At 46.0% G+C, this 17885-nt stretch carries 17 protein-coding genes; 6 read left to right on the top strand and 11 right to left on the bottom strand.

Features of this window, described 5'->3' with window-relative positions:
- Positions 1-4: 4 nt before the first annotated feature.
- On the bottom strand, positions 5-1474 hold the full coding sequence (dnaA, locus tag ACP2WE_RS02965; RefSeq protein ID WP_425214224.1) for a chromosomal replication initiator protein DnaA: 1470 nt from the start codon (positions 1472-1474) through the stop codon (positions 5-7).
- 187 nt (positions 1475-1661) lie between these two features.
- Between dnaA and pdxA the strand changes: the two genes are divergently transcribed.
- On the top strand, positions 1662-2696 hold the full coding sequence (gene pdxA / locus ACP2WE_RS02970; protein ID WP_425214099.1) for a 4-hydroxythreonine-4-phosphate dehydrogenase PdxA: 1035 nt from the start codon (positions 1662-1664) through the stop codon (positions 2694-2696).
- 40 nt (positions 2697-2736) lie between these two features.
- On the opposite strand, the gene prfC is transcribed toward pdxA, so the two are convergent.
- The 6 genes from prfC to ACP2WE_RS03000 all read right to left on the bottom strand — a co-directional run bounded on the left by prfC (position 2737) and on the right by ACP2WE_RS03000 (position 8591).
- Positions 2737-4350 (bottom strand): peptide chain release factor 3, encoded by a 1614-nt coding sequence (prfC, locus tag ACP2WE_RS02975; protein ID WP_425214100.1) that lies wholly within the window; start codon positions 4348-4350, stop codon positions 2737-2739.
- A gap of 138 nt (positions 4351-4488) precedes the next feature.
- A complete protein-coding gene (gene rpsR, locus ACP2WE_RS02980) occupies positions 4489-4704 on the bottom strand; it encodes a 30S ribosomal protein S18 (protein ID WP_408648805.1) in 216 nt (71 codons plus the stop codon).
- 25 nt (positions 4705-4729) lie between these two features.
- A complete protein-coding gene (gene rpmG, locus ACP2WE_RS02985) occupies positions 4730-4918 on the bottom strand; it encodes a 50S ribosomal protein L33 (protein WP_330484676.1) in 189 nt (62 codons plus the stop codon).
- A gap of 158 nt (positions 4919-5076) precedes the next feature.
- The gene (locus tag ACP2WE_RS02990) at positions 5077-5700 is read right to left on the bottom strand and encodes a cytochrome c oxidase subunit 3 (protein ID WP_425214101.1); all 624 of its coding nucleotides are present in this window, start codon (positions 5698-5700) and stop codon (positions 5077-5079) included.
- A 159-nt stretch (positions 5701-5859) separates the two neighbouring features.
- Positions 5860-7500, bottom strand: a complete 1641-nt coding sequence (gene ctaD, locus ACP2WE_RS02995) for a cytochrome c oxidase subunit I (RefSeq protein ID WP_425214102.1) — start codon at positions 7498-7500, stop codon at positions 5860-5862.
- Positions 7501-7505: 5 nt separating this feature from the next.
- The gene (locus tag ACP2WE_RS03000; protein ID WP_425214103.1) at positions 7506-8591 is read right to left on the bottom strand and encodes a cytochrome c oxidase subunit II; all 1086 of its coding nucleotides are present in this window, start codon (positions 8589-8591) and stop codon (positions 7506-7508) included.
- Positions 8592-9009: 418 nt separating this feature from the next.
- On the opposite strand from ACP2WE_RS03000, the gene ACP2WE_RS03005 reads away from it, so the two are divergent.
- The 3 genes from ACP2WE_RS03005 (at position 9010) to ACP2WE_RS03015 (ending at position 11714) form a co-directional block, all read left to right on the top strand.
- The gene (locus ACP2WE_RS03005; RefSeq protein WP_425214104.1) at positions 9010-9867 is read left to right on the top strand and encodes an ADP-ribosylglycohydrolase family protein; all 858 of its coding nucleotides are present in this window, start codon (positions 9010-9012) and stop codon (positions 9865-9867) included.
- Between the two features lie 114 nt (positions 9868-9981).
- On the top strand, positions 9982-11061 hold the full coding sequence (locus ACP2WE_RS03010; RefSeq protein ID WP_425214105.1) for an AAA family ATPase: 1080 nt from the start codon (positions 9982-9984) through the stop codon (positions 11059-11061).
- Positions 11022-11714, top strand: coding sequence for a DUF4276 family protein (locus ACP2WE_RS03015; protein ID WP_425214106.1), 693 nt, complete (start codon positions 11022-11024; stop codon positions 11712-11714). The genes ACP2WE_RS03010 and ACP2WE_RS03015 overlap by 40 nt, the downstream gene beginning before the upstream one ends.
- 138 nt (positions 11715-11852) lie before the next feature.
- On the opposite strand, the gene ACP2WE_RS03020 is transcribed toward ACP2WE_RS03015, so the two are convergent.
- A complete protein-coding gene (locus tag ACP2WE_RS03020) occupies positions 11853-12326 on the bottom strand; it encodes an Hsp20/alpha crystallin family protein (protein ID WP_425214107.1) in 474 nt (157 codons plus the stop codon).
- A gap of 273 nt (positions 12327-12599) precedes the next feature.
- On the opposite strand from ACP2WE_RS03020, the gene petJ reads away from it, so the two are divergent.
- The gene (petJ, locus tag ACP2WE_RS03025; RefSeq protein WP_425214108.1) at positions 12600-12944 is read left to right on the top strand and encodes a cytochrome c6 PetJ; all 345 of its coding nucleotides are present in this window, start codon (positions 12600-12602) and stop codon (positions 12942-12944) included.
- A 56-nt stretch (positions 12945-13000) separates the two neighbouring features.
- Complete coding sequence (locus tag ACP2WE_RS03030) at positions 13001-13960, top strand: tetratricopeptide repeat protein (protein ID WP_425214109.1); 960 nt, start codon at positions 13001-13003, stop codon at positions 13958-13960.
- A gap of 50 nt (positions 13961-14010) precedes the next feature.
- On the opposite strand, the gene ACP2WE_RS03035 is transcribed toward ACP2WE_RS03030, so the two are convergent.
- From ACP2WE_RS03035 to ACP2WE_RS03045, 3 genes are all read right to left on the bottom strand, one after another.
- Positions 14011-14583 carry a hypothetical protein gene (locus ACP2WE_RS03035; RefSeq protein WP_425214110.1) on the bottom strand — a complete coding sequence of 191 codons (573 nt, stop codon included), beginning with the start codon at positions 14581-14583 and terminating at the stop codon, positions 14011-14013.
- A 139-nt stretch (positions 14584-14722) separates the two neighbouring features.
- A complete protein-coding gene (locus ACP2WE_RS03040; RefSeq protein ID WP_425214111.1) occupies positions 14723-15073 on the bottom strand; it encodes a Spx/MgsR family RNA polymerase-binding regulatory protein in 351 nt (116 codons plus the stop codon).
- A gap of 148 nt (positions 15074-15221) precedes the next feature.
- Positions 15222-17861 carry a CHAT domain-containing protein gene (locus ACP2WE_RS03045; protein WP_425214112.1) on the bottom strand — a complete coding sequence of 880 codons (2640 nt, stop codon included), beginning with the start codon at positions 17859-17861 and terminating at the stop codon, positions 15222-15224.
- Positions 17862-17885 lie beyond the last annotated feature (24 nt).

A 17885-nucleotide genomic window follows, 5' to 3' on the forward strand; every position in this document is an offset into this window, starting at 1 on the left:
GTTCCTACGCCTTGTTAGCCTTCGGTTGAGACTGTGCCACAAAATAAATGCGATCGCTGAGCTGTCGAATTAACTGAGCCGTATCCGCATCCTTTGCCTGCAATTGGGTCACTTTGTCGCAGCTATACATCACAGTGGTGTGGTCTTTTCCACCCAGAGCCTCGCCGATTTTGGGGAGACTGAGGTTGGTATGTTGCCGCATCAAATACATGGCAACTTGGCGGGCTTGACTGATTTCACGGCGACGGGAATTACTTTGCAGATCGGCGAGATCGATGTTCATCAACTCGGCAACCACATCTAAGACCATCTCGGCAGACACCTCTACAGGTTCCTTCGGAGGATTTAACACGGGGGTAACATTCTCAACGGTCATCGGCAAGCCCGAAATCGAGATGTAGGCAACAGCTCTCACCAACGCGCCTTCTAGTTCTCGAATATTCGACGTGTAGCTTGCAGCAATGTAGTGAATCACATCACTGGGAATTCGCAGATTCTCATACTCGGCTTTTTTCTGCAAAATTGCCATGCGCGTCTCTAGATCGGGCACTTGAATATCGGCAATCAGCCCCATTGAGAACCGCGAACAAAGACGTTCTTGTAATTTAGGAATCTGATTGGGAGGGCGATCGCTTGCCAAGATAATCTGTTTCCCCGACTCATACAGCGTGTTGAAGGTATGGAAAAACTCCTCTTGGGTATATTCTTTCCCCTCGATAAACTGAATGTCATCCACCAAAATCATGTCAATGTCGCGATAGTGTTCCCGAAAGGACTGCATGCTATCTTTGCGAATTGCCGTAATCAGATCGTTGGTAAATTGCTCGGTAGAGACATAGAAAATTCGCGCCGCAGGATCGATTTCCAGCCGATAGTGGGCGATCGCTTGCATGAGATGGGTCTTACCTAACCCCACCCCCCCGCAGAGAAATAGCGGATTAAACTCGCGCCCAGGGGACTCGGCAACGGCTAAAGCGGCGGCATGAGCCATGCGATTGGTTGCCCCCACCACAAAGCGGGTAAACACATACTTGGCGTTTAGCGTGCTATTTTTAGGGGCATTGCTAAGTTCTGGCAGGGGCAAAAGGACTGGGGCTTTTGCGGCTGGGGTTTTGGTTTCTGAATTTTTTAGATCTGAATGTTTGGGATCGGCTGTCTCATCTACTTGCAGCGTAGTGCGATCGCTGTCGTCTTCTACCAAGGCTTCCTTGCTACTGTTGGGGTTAGGCGATGAGACAATATGAATTTCAACGGGATAGCCTAAAATTTCGGCTACGGCGCTGTTAATATTCTGAAAATAGTATTTATGTAGCCAGTTTTTGGCAAAGGGGTGGGGCGTGCGAATGGTCAGCCGTTCTGTGGTTAACTCTTCTGCCACCACAGTCTTGATCCAGCCTTCATAGGTAGGACGACTGAGCTGGCTTTCTAAAAGCTCAAGAACCTGATTCCAGACAGTTTCTAATGAGATATCCACAGGCATTTTGGCAAGGACTATAGATGTTGTTAAGGCTGAGACATTCATATTAGCGTGGCTAGACAGGATTCGTGGCTCAAGATCTTAGATCGCAACAAATATGACCATAAAAAACTGATGCATAACGGCTCTAACCTGTAAAACTGACGCAAGATAACCTTATTTACCTTTAGGGCAAGATAAACCGATGAATCCACAACCTAAGTTAGCACTAACCCTAGGCGATCCTGCGGGTATAGGTACAGAGATCGTTTTAAAGGCTCTGGCAGATCCCGTACTGTATAAAATGTTAAGTACGATAACGGTAGTGGGCGATCGCAGTCAAGTCCAAGACATTTATTTGTCATTAAAAGCCCACACAAATCTCCCGTTAGCCGATCCAGATAGCTTTGAGATGCTCGATACGGCTACGCTAGAACCGATCGCGATCGGCGTGGGCAATGCGGCGAGTGGGGCAGCTAGCTTTACCTATTTAGACACGGCGATCGCGCAGGCACTCGCGGGCAAGTTTGACGCGATCGTCACTGCCCCGATCGCCAAGTCAGCTTGGAAATTAGCAGGACATCACTACCCGGGGCAGACGGAGTTACTTGCCGAGCGCAGTGGGGTCAAAGAGTTTGGCATGTTGTTTGTGGGCAGATCGCCCCATACGGGTTGGATCTTGCGAACGTTATTGGCAACCGTGCATATTCCCCTTAGTGAAGTGACCCAAGCCTTAACGCCCGACCTGATCGAGCGCAAATTGGAGCTTCTGCGGCGATCGCTGCTCAAGGATTTTGGTTTACCACAGGCGAGAATTGCGATCGCGGGAATCAATCCTCACAGTGGCGAACAGGGGCAATTAGGCACAGAGGAACAGGAATGGTTGAATCCATTATTAAAACAATGGAACCATAAATATCCTGATTTCCCCGTGGATGGTGCGATTCCGCCCGATACAATGTGGGTAAAGCCTGCTCAGGCATGGTATGAAAGCGATCGGATTCATGTAGGACATGATGCCTATCTAGCGATGTATCACGATCAAGGGCTGATTCCAGTGAAACTTCTCGCCTTCGATCGGGCGGTCAACACCACAATAGGTCTACCCTTTGTACGAACTTCTCCCGATCATGGCACGGCTTTTGATATTGCAGGCAAAGGCATCGCCAATCCCGCCAGCCTGATCGAATCCATTCTCTTAGCCGCCGACTTAGCTTCCTATCGCAAATTGAAGAATTGAGATTGACTGAAAGCCATGGGTTGATACGGTCAGGGCAAGATCAAGTCGTAAAGCCAGCGATCGGGGCGATCGCTTTCAGTCTCAGTTTAGGATGATCGGCTTCAATTTGACTGAGGTTCCAAGTGTTTTTAAACAGGAGGACAGGACGACCCAAACTGTCTTTAACGACAAGGGTATTAAATAATCTGCCGACTTCCTCTAGGGCTTCCCAACCATCTTCTACCCAACGAGCCACCGAGAAACCAAGAGATTCTAACTGTGATTCCACACCATATTCACTCTGTAAACGGAACTGAACGACCTCAAACTGCAATTGCCCGACTGCACCCAAGATGGGATCTCGCTTTGCCTCGTCCACCGAATACATAATTTGAATCGCTCCTTCCTCTTGCAATTCCGCTACACCCTTCCGAAATTGCTTAAACTTTGAGGGATTGGGATTGCGAAGGTAAGCAAAAATTTCAGGCGAAAAACAAGGAATACCAGCATATTGACGCTTTTTGCCAATACAAATCGTGTCCCCGATCGCAAACATGCCAGGGTTATTTAAGCCAATCACATCGCCAGCATAGGCTATGTCGATCGCTTCGCGGTCTTGACCAAACAATTTCTGGGCGTGAGAGAGGCGAATGGACTTACCACTGCGCACATGGGTGACCGCCATATCCTTTTCAAACTTACCCGAGCAAACCCGCACAAAGGCAATCCGATCGCGGTGCTTCGGATCCATGTTTGCCTGTAGCTTAAACACAAAGGCAGAAAACTCTTCATCCACGGGCGAAACTTCGCCAATGCTGCTGTCATGGACACCTGGTTTGAGGGCATGTTCTAAAAATGACTTGAGAAATAGCTCCACACCAAAGTTGGTCATGGCACTGCCAAAAAAGATGGGCGTGATTTTGCCTTGATGCAAGGCTTTTGTGTCTAACTCTGGACCCAAGGTCTCCAACACTTCTAAATCTTCTAGAAATTGCTCGTATAAATCTTGGTCGATGTAGTCTAGGATTTGCGGATCGTCGGCAGGCAAAATTTGCACCTCGGCTTCCCGTTGCCCGTGACCGCTGCGCTTAAATAGGTGAATTGTCTTACTGGCTCGATCGTAGACACCCTTAAAGCGATCGCCTGTCCCAATCGGATAATTCATCGCATAGGGGATCAAGCCTAGTTCTTTCTCGATTTCATCTAAGAGATCTAAAGGCTCGCGGGCAGGGCGATCGAGTTTGTTGATAAAGGTAAAAATGGGCAGCGATCGCATCCGACAGACTTCAAAAAGTTTGCGGGTCTGGGTCTCTAAACCCTTGGCGGCATCGACCAACATCACGGCATTATCTGCGGCTGCCAAGGTGCGATAGGTATCTTCGCTAAAATCTTTGTGGCCTGGGGTATCGAGTAAATTAACGCAACATCCTTGATAGTTAAACTGCAAGACGGTGGAGGTGATCGAAATGCCCCTCTGTTGTTCTAACTCCATCCAATCTGAGGTGACATGACGCTGTGACGCTCTGGCTTTGACAGCACCCGCCAAATGAATCGCTCCTCCATACAACAGCAATTTCTCAGTCAGTGTCGTTTTCCCTGCATCAGGGTGAGAAATAATTGCAAAGGTACGTCGAAGATTAACTGCCTGTTCTAATTCTTGCTGTAGTTGACTCATAGAGAAATTATGCTGCTCTGCATGGACGGTAACAGCTATATACCAAGATAGATCGTTTAAAAACGCAAAACATGCCCAATCATAGAGCATTGGGCATGGACGAAAAATCGAACCAGAGCGAATGCCCTAGCTTGTTTTCTAACCTTCTTTGTTGATGAAAGGCAATAGAGCAACTACTCTAGCTTGTTTGATCGCTGTGGTGAGTTGGCGTTGTTGCTTGGCAGTCAAGCCAGTGATGCGACGAGGCAAAATCTTGCCACGTTCGGTGATGTACTTACGGAGTAAATCTACATCTTTATAGTCGATCGGATCTTTGGGATTGATCGGAGAAAGGCGCTTACGATAAAAGGACATAGCTATTTAATCAACTACCTAATGGTTATTTAATTTCTTTGTGAACGGTATGCTTGTTGCAATGAGGGCAGAATTTCTTTAGCTCTATCCTCGCGGTCGTGTTGCGACGATTTTTGGTGGTCGTGTAGCGGTTGACACCGGGCGATCGCTTATCGATATTTGTGCGACACTCGGTGCATTCCAGAGAAATAATGATGCGAACGCCTTTAGCCATTTTCCTAGTTTGAAAACATTATTTGAAAGCACGGTCTTTTATTATTACACGGATATGTGCATTTTGGAATAATGTAGTTCATTTGTAGCGCAACCCTCTTGCCTGAACGGGCTGTCAGCCCGTACTACGTTCGCAAACAATTAAGGATCTCTACAACTCTACAAAATATAGAGAATCAAGAACAGCACGATCCAGATAATGTCTACAAAGTGCCAATAGATCGAGGCTGCCTCAATGCCAAAGTGCTTGGTGTCAGAATAATGTCCTGCTTTCAGCGATCGCACCACTGCCGCCGCAATAAAGGTTAAGCCCACCAGAACGTGAAAGCCGTGAAACCCAGTCAGTACATAAAAAGTGCTGGCAAAAAGATTGGTAGTGAGACCAAATTCTAGATGGTTATATTCATAAACCTGACCCGCAATAAAAATTGCGCCCATGATAAAGGTAGCAATAAACCAATTACGGGTCGCCACGACTTTATTGTGCTTAATCGCACGATCGGCTTGGTGAATCACAAAACTACTAGAGACCAGAATGATTGTATTAATCCCTGGCAGTAAAAGCTCTAATTCGGGAGTGCCTTCGGGGGGCCAAGCAGGTGCAACCGATCTGAACGTGAGGTAGGCAACAAACAACCCTACAAACAGCATTCCTTCAGAAATCAGGAACACAATCAGCCCAAACACTCTGAGGTCGGGATGCTCGGCATGGTGAGCTTCGGCATGAGCAATCGGAGAATGATTTAGCTCAACTTGGGTTGAATCAATAGTCGATCCTTGCATGGGAATCTGTAGATAAAGTTATAGGTTGAAATTGAGCAAGCAAGATGATCTTGCTTTAGATTCTGGTAATCTGACTCTCCCCAACCCCTCTCCTCGTGGGAGAGGGCTTCTTGCTCCTCCATTTCCTAAAAGGAGATCGAGGCTGGGAGGGAGAGGTTGTTAATCATCGTATTCGTCGTCGTACTCATCCACACCGTAATCGTATGGTCCTGTAGCTAGTACGGGTTCGCCAACCCAGTTATGGGGAATCGGGGGTGAAGAAGTTGTCCATTCTAATGTCAAGGCATCCCAAGGATTATCGGTCGCCTGGGGTCCGCGCAGCCAACTGTAGGCAGCATTGATGACAAAAGGAATTGTGGAAATTGCTAAGATAAATGCCCCAACCGAACAGATGATGTTGATCGTGGCAAATTGAGGATCGTACTGCGCCACTCTGCGCGGCATTCCCTGAAGCCCCAAGACGTGCATGGGGAAAAAGCAGAGGTTAAAGCCAATGAAGGTAAGCGCAAAATGCACCTTACCCCAAAACTCATTAATCATTCTGCCCGTAATCTTTGGAAACCAGTGGTAGATACCAGCGTAGATGCCAAAGACGCTACCGCCAAACAATACATAGTGAAAGTGGGCGACGATAAAATAAGTATCGTGAACGTGGATGTCAATCGGGATTGAACCCAGCATGACGCCGCTCAAACCACCGACCACAAACATCGAGATAAAGCCCATCGCAAACAAGAGGGGGCTGTTGAGGCGTAACTTCCCACCCCAAAGGGTGGCTAACCAGCTAAACACCTTGATCCCTGTAGGAACTGCTACGAGTAAGGTGGCGATCATAAAGAACACGCGCAACCAGTCAGGCGTACCGCTTGTAAACATGTGGTGCGCCCACACCACTAACCCTAAAACGCAAATTACCATGGATGAATAGGCGATCGCTTTGTAACCAAAAATTGGCTTGCGTGAGTGAGGAGGTAAAACCTCAGAGATAATGCCAAACACGGGCAAAACCATCACATACACAGCAGGGTGAGAATAGAACCAGAATAAATGCTGATAGACGACTGGGTTACCACCGCCTGTGGGGTTAAAAAATGACGTTCCGACCAGCAGGTCAAACGCCAGTAAAATCATTGCGCCTGCAAGTACTGGTGTGGCAACGAGCACTAAACAAGATGTTGCCATCATTGCCCAGCAAAACAGCGGCATACTGAACAAATCCATGCCAGGCATCCGCATCGACCAAATCGTCACGACAAAATTTACTGCCGCCAAAATCGACGATGTTCCTAACAGGATGATGCTAAAAATCCAAATCGCTTGACCGATATGCTGTTCGGTCAAAATACTCAGGGGTGGGTAAGCCGTCCAACCTGTGGAAGAGGGTCCAAAAAAGAAACTGCTAATTAACAAAGCTCCCGCAGGTGGGATCATCCAGAAGGCGATCGCATTCAGTTTCGGGAACGCCATATCTCTCGCCCCAATCATTAAAGGCACGAGATAATTACCAAATCCACCCGTGACGGCGGGCACGATCCACAAAAAGATCATGATTGTACCGTGCATCGTGAAAAGCCCGTTATATAGCTCGGGCGGCAACAGGTCAGAATCTGGTGTGGTTAGCTCGGCTCGGATGATCGATGCCAAAACTCCGCCCAACAGATAAAAAGCAAAGGTGGTCACAAGGTACTGAATCCCAATTACCTTATGGTCTGTACTAAAGCTAAAAAACTCCCAAAACGGAGTTTTGTCTGGCTGCGGTGCTTCGCCAATATTGCCAGTTTTTTCAATTACTTGTGTCATAGCGATTAGATATTGGAATCTGCGTGATGAGTTACGGGATGAATATGACCTAACATTTCAGAATCAATTCCCATTTTGTCCGAGAGGGAATTAGCCTTTCCCGACAGATATTCGGTTTCAGACATCTGCTGTGGATTTTTAGGATGATTACCAATTGAAGCTACGGCGCGATCGCTGGGGGCACTTGCCTCTAATAGTTGTTCTTTGAGCCAGCTTTCATAGTCTTCAGGTGTATGCACGACCATGGTTGTCCGCATACCACCGTGATAAGAACCACATAATTCCGCACATACAACAGGATATTCGCCGACTTTATCTGCGGAAAATTCGATATGCGTTGGAAGTCCGGGGACAGCATCTTGTTTTAGTCGCAATTGGGGAACCCAAAAAGCATGAATCACATCGGCGGCCGATAAATTCAGCCTAATTTTGCGATTGACAGGAATGTGAAGTTCGCCGACGGCAATATCGTTGGGGTAATTAAAAATCCAAGCAAACTGCATACCCGTAACTTCGATCGCCATGGGTTTTTCTGTAATATCCAACGCCGCGATCGTATTTGTCGAGCGATCCGTTTTCGCTTTAGTTTTAGCCAAACTTGGCATAGTGTCAGTCCGCGTTTTACTCGCTTCTAAGCTCATTACAGAATCCATGTCTGAATTTGTAGAAGCTGCCATCGCCACCATCGTACTCTGGTGCTGTTGGTGGTTGTGCGACATGGGGCTATTGATCGACGATGTTCCTTGCATGGTCGTATAGATATCGAAACTATAGATTCCTACCCACATCACCATCACCGTAGGGATCGCCGTCCAAATTAACTCTAGACGTAAATTTTCATGAATGGCAGGACCGTCTGTATCGTCGCCTTTACGCTGCCGAAATCTAAAGATCGAAAATATAAGCACGCCTTGAACGATTAGAAACAGCCCAAACGCAATTCCGATCAGGGTTCCAAACAAACTATCGTACAGGGCAGCTTCAGGGCCTAAAGCCAAGGGTAAAAGTCCGTGATTCTGACCGTACCAAATGCTTGCTGCAACGATCAGGGCAGTCAGAATCAGTACAGAAATTATATTTTTTCTTTTCATAGCTTTCCCTATCTTGCAACGGACGAAATCAAATTGATTAAAGCAACATCTTATTTATCATGCACGCTAAGCCTGAGAAGTTGGTTAAAATACCAATAAGCTTTAGGAATGTTTTTGGGATCGGATATAAATACAGCATTCGTACACTCTGATGCATGAGTTGTCTATAAATTTTTTCAGTGAAACCAAAAGTAAATTGAATTTATTTCTTTATGTTTTTTTAATTTTCTCGAGGAAATAAATTCTTTGTATCTCTATCGCCATACCTCTAGAGTTTTAAACTACGAAAAGGAATTGAAAACCCTCCTTAAAACAGACATCTTGGGAAATTTATGGAATTGGAGCCAAGAAGATCTACTTCCAGCAAATTTTTAAGAATCAAACTTGCGAAGTTAAATTTTAGTTAAAATGGCTGCCTATGTTGTTAGAACTTGCGATTGGTGATGCCTATGGGGCTGGGTTTGAATATGCCGCCGCACCGATTCTCAAGCGTAACGATTTATCGGGTTACATCAAGCATCCCAAACATGACATTCGCCCAGGTCAATATACGGATGATACGCAGATGAGTCTAGCGATCGCAGAAGCCATTGTTTCCGAAGTTCCTTGGACTCCAGAATCCCTCGCGAAGGGTTTTGTCGAAGTATTTCACCGCGATCCCCATGAAGGCTATGCATCGCGTTTTTATGGCTTCCTCCAGCAAACCAAAACGGGACAAGACTTTCTTGCCAACATTCGCGCCAATAGCGATAAAAGTGGTTCTGCCATGCGAGCGAGTCCCATCGGTGTTTTTGGCGATATCGCTGAAGTACTAGAAAAAGCATCGATTCAAGCAAGGCTCACGCACGATACGCCTGATGGAATTGCGGCAGCCCAAGCATCTGCCTTGATGACCCATTACTTTTTATACGACCTAGGAGCCAAGTCAGACTTGGGGAATTTTCTAGATGCCAAGGTTCCAGGCTATCAGTGGGCGATCGCATGGCAAGGCGAAGTAGGAGCGAAAGGATGGATGAGTGTCAGAGCCGCTGTGACTGCTGTGACTCGTAACGATAGCCTCAGCGAAGTTTTGCGCGACAGTATTAACTTTGGGGGCGATGTGGATACGGTGGCAACGATCGCGCTAGCCGCAGCCAGTTGCAGCCGCGAAGTCTCTCAAGATTTGCCCCAACATTTGGTAGATGCGCTTGAAAACGATGCCTATGGGCGCGATTACATTCTGGCATTGGATGCTCAGTTACTAGCCAAAGTTTCGGGGCGATCGCCTTTGGTCTAAACTCAGGATCGTGAATGCTTGTCTTTTGGTGTTGCCATGTTAAAACTTAAGTCGCGTTTTTTGGCATTTCTATACTTAATCTGCGTCATGCTCATCGGTTTAGGAGACTAAAAGATGAACCAAAATCAGTTGTCTCGCATTGTTATAAAAGGTTTTAAATCAATCCGTGAATGCGATCTTGAGTTAAAAGAACTGAATGTATTGATCGGTGCGAATGGAGCTGGTAAATCAAACTTTATCAGTTTTTTTCAGATGATCCAGCAGATGCTGGCAAGAAAGCTACAGCTCTACGTTAGCAAGCAAGGTGGGCCAGATGCGCTCCTGCATTTTGGTCGAAAAAAGACTGACGAGATCATTGCAGAACTCTACTTTGGGAATTACGGCTATATATTCGCATTAGGACCAACTCAAGATAACCGCATGGTATTTACTGATGAGACACTTTGCTGGAACGTTGAGGGCGGTTGGTATCTTGGCGCAGGACATTTTGAAACTGAGGTTGAAGATGCAGATGCTATATTTTATGATTACACCGTCCCAGTGATGAAAAGCTGGCGACTTTACCACTTTCACGACACTGGCGACAGCTCTCTGGTAAAGCAACGACAGGCAATTAACGACAACATTTATTTGCGATCGGATGCCCAGAATCTAGCCGCATACTTATTCTTACTAAAAGAACAACATCAGACGCATTATCAAAGAATTGTGAAAACCATCCAACTGGTCGCTCCATTCTTTGGTGATTTTTGCCTACGTCCGCAGCTGAATAACCCAGACCAAATCGAACTAGAGTGGTTTGAAAAAGGTGAAGACAAGCCATTTAAAGCGTATCAATTATCAGATGGAACTTTACGTTTTATTTGTCTAGCAACAGTTTTGATGCAGCCAGAAGCAAACCAACCCGAAACGATCTTAATTGATGAGCCAGAATTAGGACTTCACCCGTATGCGATCAATGTCTTAGCTTCTTTACTACGTGCTACTTCCAAATCGAAGCAGATTATCGTTTCTACTCAGTCAGTTGCTTTACTAAACGAATTTGAGGCAAGCGATGTAATTGTTGCCGATCGCAATGAGGGATGTACATATCTACATCGACTTAATGAAAATGAGCTAGAAAGCTGGCTCGAAGAATATTCCCTTGGCGAGCTATGGCAGAAAAACATCTTGGGTGGGAGACCGTCCAGATGATTAGAGTTATTGTTTTCTGCGAAGGTCAAACGGAAGAGACCTTTGTCGGCGATGTTTTGTCTGAGCATTTTCATCGTCTGGATATCTGGCTGACCCCAATTGTTTTACGCACAAGTATGCAGGGCAAAGGGGGCGTTGTCTCTTACCATAAAATCAAATGGCAAATTGAAACCAAGTGTAAAGAAGACCGTACCGCATGGGTCACAACACTTCTAGATTTTTATGCATTGCCATCAGACTTCCCAGGAATGTCATCTTCTATTGGGGCTTCGTCAATTGAGCAAGCAAAGGCTATTGAAAAGGCATTTCAAAAAGATATCGCGCAACCCAACTTCATTGCCAATCTTGTCATTCATGAGTTTGAAGGACTTTTATTTAGTGACCCTAATGCATTTACAAACTGGTTTAGCAGCCCTGACTTAACCAGCAAGTTGCTCGATATTCGGAACAGTTTTGACTCACCTGAGCATATCAATGATGGACAGGCAACAGCTCCTTCTAAACGAATCCTCAATATATGCAGCAACTATGAAAAAGTTCTACACGGCTCTCTAATAGCTCTGGATATTGGATTAGACACTATCCGCCGCGAATGTATGTATTTTAATGATTGGGTAGAACGCATTGAAGCGCTTTCAAAGACTAGTGTTTGACAATATCAAGCTGTGAAAGCCATAGAGCTTTGCAAATAAAAAATCGCTGTTGGGGAAATCCTCAACAGCGATCGCAACTTCATTAACTTACTTCACTTTCACGTATCACGTTTGCATAAATGTGCAACTCACACGAAACTATTGTTTACCTTCCAAGTTTTTGGCAGTTTCTGTTGATTCCAAGTTGGGGAGATTGACCTTAAAGGCTTTAAGTTCGGGAGCCTTAGGCAAAGTCAGCGTCAGAATACCATTATTGTATTCAGCCTTCACTTGGTCGTTTTGAACGGCGATCGGCAATTGAATGACGCGATAGAACTTACCGTACTTAACTTCGCTCCAGAAGTAGTCTTTGGTCTTATCTTCCTTTTCATAACGACGTTCGCCAGAAAGAGTGACTGTATCCTTGGTAACTTGGATATCTAGATCTTTAGCCTCCATTCCAGGAATAATGGCACGAAGTGTGAGGTTTTCGCCGTCATCATGTAATTCAGTAGCAGGTAGCCATTCTGTACCCGTTGCTTCGCTCGTAAGGGCAGCTACATCGCTAAAAAGGCGATCGAACTGACGGCGTAACAGATCGGCTTCTTGAAAGGGTTGCCAACGCATCAACATATCTATCAGTCCTCCTGTGTAAGGGTTTGTGTATTTGTTTTTGTGAGCTTCATTGCCCACACAGTTATTATCGGTGAGGTTCCATTCGACTTACAGTCAGGAGAACCGCACCATTGAGGTTGTGTTCTCACTACCTTAACCAAAGCTTCTGGCACATCATTCTTGATGTTTATGGCTTGTTTGACAGGCTGTCATTTGACGTAAGCGTATCTCTATCGAAACAATGATAGGGCAAATCATCTAGGCAACCCACATTATCCAAGGAGAATCAACGTGAAGAGAACGATTGTAGCCATATTTCTAACCATGAGCTTGTGCCTATTGGCTTTCGTGCAACCATCCTCTGCGGCGGATATTGCCGATGGAGCCAAAATCTTTAAAGCAAACTGCATTGGCTGCCATCTACAGGGCAATAACAACGTCGTGAAGAATAAAACCTTAAAGCTGGCGGCACTTCAAGAGTACGGCATGTATTCCATTGAGGCAGTTACCAAGCAAGTTACCAATGGCAAAGGTGGCATGCCCGCCTTTGGGAAAAAGCTGAATGCCGAGCAGATTGAGAATGTCGCTAGCTATGTATTAGCCCAAGCTGATAACGGCTGGGCAAAGAAAAAGTAGGCAGCCTACTTTAGCGATTCCACAAGCAATAATTCATCAAGAATTGAGGCAAACTCATGCAACGCATTGATAGATTGTTAAGGATTACGGGCATTCTATGGGTTGTGATTTGCCTCCTTCTTTTTGCGCCAAGCGATCGCTTCTTCAATCAAAGCGCAGCCGCCGCAATGTCGCCATTTCAACAGGCTGTCGAGCAGATGCAGTTGGGCAATTATCAAGCCGCGATCGCGGGTTTTAACCATGCGATCGCGCTCGAGACAAACCTCAGTGCTGCCTATAGCAATCGCTGTTTAGCCTATTTGCAGACTGCTCAGTATCAAAATGCTGTAGTTGACTGCACCCAAGCCCAAAAGATAAATCCTCAAAATCCCGAAGCCTATCTTAATCGAGGGCTATCTTATTACCGATTGAAGCGCTACGAAAAGGCGATCGCTGACTACGACCGATTACTACAGCTTATTCCCAGTGATTTTAGGGCTGCTTACAATCGGGGCTTAGCAAAGTTTGAGCTAGGGCATTATCGAGAAGCGATCTCAGATTACGACCGATCCCTCGCATCGCTATCGCTCCAGTTTGGGAATGGGGAAACGACACAAATTCCGAATTCATCCTCTGAATTTGGTAGTACCTATGCAAATATCCACAATGACCGAGGGTTGACCTATTTCGCGTTAAAAGATGTCTCGGCAGCTCTAGCTGACTATAGCCATGCCATTGCGTGGAACGATCGCGACGATCGAGCATACTACAATCGTGGCTGTGCCCATCATCGACAACGCAACTACGCCCAAGCGATCGCCGATCTGAGCCAATCTTTGCAAATTAATCCTCACAACCCTGAGGCTTGGCTCAATCGCGGCATTGCCAGATATAGCTTGGGGCAACAGACCGATTCGATCGCGGACATCCAAAATGCGGCAAATGAATTTTTAGAACAGGGTGCGATCGCCAACTATCAGCAAGCACTCGATCTCGCTAAGGAACTTAAAACTTCTGACCAGACGCTGTTTGTGTAAACAGTTCGAAGAAATCGGCGTTTTTTGGAGTCGTTGGCGATCGTGTCAAGTTAATGGCATTCCTTGGGAGATGAAGTCTCAGACCAATTGGCTAGGGTCACAGCAGAAGCAGAAGTCATAAACGATTGTCCATTTTTGATGCCCATGCCCGTGAGTAAATTGACATCGCATTCCATCTGATCATCAAGATCGAGGGTATCTCTTGCGTTGTATGTGTAACCCACGACTGTAAACTCACGATTGCGATAGGCAACGGTAAGTTTTTGCATCCAGCGATTTCGACCGATCGCATCATTCCCAGAAATAATTTCCAAAGATCTGACTGGATTGATATTCATCGTCGGCTGTGTTCCCCACATCGCGCCGCGCCAAGCGATATTTTTCTTAGCGATCGCCAATTGCATCTTGCCATGCCCGTCGGAAAGATAAATCAAAAGGTCTACTTCTGTCGGTTCAGCTTCAATCAAAATTGCGCGATCGAAGTTGCCATCCTTATTCCAGTCAGCCGTCACGACGCTGAGTACCCTTTCTGGTTGAATCCTGTAGCTATCCGCCCGCACAGTAGAACTAAAGGATGTCAGCCCAACCATGAGGCTGAGAACAACTAAAAACGATTTCTTCATAGAATAGTTAACAATCTTGAAAGTGAGGATGAGCCAAAGAAGGATTCAATACATTTTCAAAGGATAAATTTTGAACGGATTCCCAGAGGAATATTATTTACAGGTAGATAATTTTTTACTGCGTCAAAGTTCAAAAAAGCTAGGCTAGTTTTTGGCGTAAATCTTCAGGGTTGCGAAATCCTACGGATACGGCAATGCCATCCTTGACAAACAGAGGACGTTTTAGAAGCATCGAATCTTTACTAAAGGCTTCTATCCATTCCACATCTGTCCATGCTTCTTTCTCAGCCCCAAGCGATCGATAGGATTGCCCAGAGGTATTTCGCATGGGTTGATTGCCAAGAGCTTTTACCCATAGCGCGATCGCGCTTTCACTGGGTGGCTGCTCTTTGGTATTGATAAATTCGTAGTCAATGTTTTTGTCTTGTAGCCATGCTAGAGCTTTTTTACAAGTTCCGCAGTTGGGAATTCCGTAGACTTGAATGGTCATAAATCATGCAAAATATGGGTCACCCTTGATTTTACAGGTGGTTTTGTGTTCTTCCCAACATTATTTCGCTTTGACGTTAATTCTCGTCCAAAGATGCTTGGTTTTACTAACCCCTATCTAGGTTGAGATCCGCCGTTTTAACTCGTCACTATTGCCCATTGCCAATCAAGATAAAAGCCGACCAGTAAAAGGGATGGCTAAATTTTTGGCTGCGAATTGTAGAAATTTGTGCTTGCCTCAATGCTTCGGCTTTGGTGAAATTCAATCGCTTCACATACTCATAAAAGGACTGCATCAAGACTTGCGTACCACCATCAGAAACCGACCATAGCGAAGCGATCGCGGCTTTTGCCCCTGCCCTCTGTACTTGATAGCCAAAACCAAGAATCTCAACCCCATCCCCGAGTTTTCCCACGCCCGTTTGACAAGCACTCAACACGATCAGGTCAATATTGCTCATCTTCCAATCGACGATCTCGCTTAACCGCACGGTATCGCCATTGCCAAAGATGATAAACGAGTTATCGGGATTCCCCAAATTGAACTCAGCATGGGTGGCGAGGTGCAGAATGTTATGGTTTGACATCTGAGCTTCAGTAGCTGCCCGACTAAATTGTGCCTCAACCAAATTAACCGTATTGGGAAAGGTTTTGGTGATTTCGCTGACTTCTGCGATCGTGGCAGGCAGAGAAGCTTGCTTCGAGCTTGGATCGCCTTTCCCAAAAGCTCCTGCAAGAATATGAGGGATAGTTTTGGTTTTTCGATCGAAGTCTGTGAGGCTATAGGCGATCAGGTTACTGGTGCGATATTTCTCAACTAGCCACTGTTTGCCATCATAGAGCGCCGCCAGCGGAATGTAGCGTAATAAGCCATCAGGTGCGTAGAGAACTGTGTCCGTTTTGGCTTGCGTGAGTTCGGCTTCGATCGGTTTAATCAGTAGGTCGTAGAGCTTTTGACTTGAGTTTTTGATATCTAAGGAAGTTGGATCGCGGATATCGGATCTGAAGTCTTCTACGAGCTTTTCTAGATCGGCTTTTTTAATGGGGACAGTGCGATGGATGGGAATGGTATTGGGTGAGAAGAGGATGATTTCTAAGCGATCGCCTAAAATCAAAGGATAAAGTAGCACTGTCCCCTGTGGGATTTTTTGCAAGTACTCTGGAACCTTGTTGATTTCTGCCTGAGGAATCTGCTGAATCCGATCTGCTAGATTGCGATTGAGTTCGGGGATCTTCTCAAAACTCACACCTGTCAACTGTCCACTGACAACTCTTTCTGGTTCTAAAAGCCTAACGCCCTGTGCCGTGCGATCGTTCCCTTTAATGTTTTTAAGGAAGTCTTCAAGTTCTTGAACTTTAAGTAGGTCTAAGATTTGCAGTGCTTCCATAACGCGACCTTGTTTGACTAGGAGATCGGCAAGTCTGCGATAATTACCAGCAACCGTGTTGAGGTAAGATTGCTGCTCTTCTTTTTTTAATCCTCGGATGTCTTTGCGAATGGATTCGCTGACATTAACCGATTGCTTATAGAAAACGATAGACAAATCGAGTTGGTTCTGCTTTTGTAGCGTAAGCCCAAGGTTACTCAGGGCAATTCTTTCACCATCGCGGTTTTTGATTTTACGGGCGATGTCTAACCCTGACTTGTGATAGTCAATTGCTTTGGCATAATCGCCACGCACCTGGTAAATACCTCCCAAGAAATCCAGTGTTTCGCCTTCCCCAAGGCGATCGCCAATCTCTTGGGCAATCTTTAAACTAGACTCGTAGTATTGGATGGCTTTGTCATAATTGCCCTGAGCCGCGTAAGCACGACCGAGGAATCCTAGTGATTTTCCTTCCCCACGCCGATCGCGAATTTCCCGAGCCGCCTCTAAACTCGACTGGTGGTACTTAATCGCCTCGTTATAGTCACCGAGGTCATAAAACACATTCCCCAAGTAACCAAGCGATTTTGCTTTACCCAGTCGATCCTTGATGCGGATTGCGATCGCTAAGCTCTGCTTGTAATAGTCAATCGATTTGGTATAGTTGCCCAGAGACCGATAAACAAGTCCTAAAAACCCGAGAGATTGTCCTTCCCCTCTCAAATCTTTAAGCTCGCGGGTAATCGCCAAACGTCTTTCTTGATATTCGATCGCTTTGGCATAGTGCCCCTGAGAACGATAGGCATTGCCAAGATTGCCCATTGCATTCCCTTCGCCTTGGCGGTCTTTGATTTCGCGGGCAATGGCTAAACGTTGCTCGTGATATTCGATCGCTTTGGCATAGTTACCCTGAGCATAGTAATTCATGCCCAAATTACCCAAAGCCGATCCTTCGCCACGACGATCTTTAATCTCGCGGGTAATCACTAAACTTTGTGCGTGATATTCGATCGCTTTAGCGTAGTTTCCACGAGTGCGGTAGACAACACCCAAATCGATCAGAGCTTCTCCTTCGCCACGGCGATCGCCAATCTCTTGGGCGATCGCTAAACTCTTTTGATTGGACTCGATTGCCTCATCATACTTCCCAAGCGCTTCGTAAGCTTTTCCCAAATTTCCCAGCGTTCTACCCTCACCCTGTCGATCTTTGATTTGCTGATAGATCGTCAGTGCTTGTTGCCATGACTGCAATGCTGACTCAAACTGGCTGATTTGATATTGCTGATTCCCTTGCTTCATCAATATATCTGCCTCGGCTTTTCGGTCTGCCGTCCTCTGCGCCCAAGTGCTTTCACTGCATAATATTTGCGCGGGCAAGCAAGCCAACATCAACGAGAGCGCAATACCTAAGCTTTTACGCATAGCACTAGACATTCCTTCACACAA

The sequence above is a fragment of the Tumidithrix helvetica PCC 7403 genome (genome assembly GCF_965232925.1).
GTDB lineage: Bacteria > Cyanobacteriota > Cyanobacteriia > Pseudanabaenales > Pseudanabaenaceae > Tumidithrix > Tumidithrix helvetica.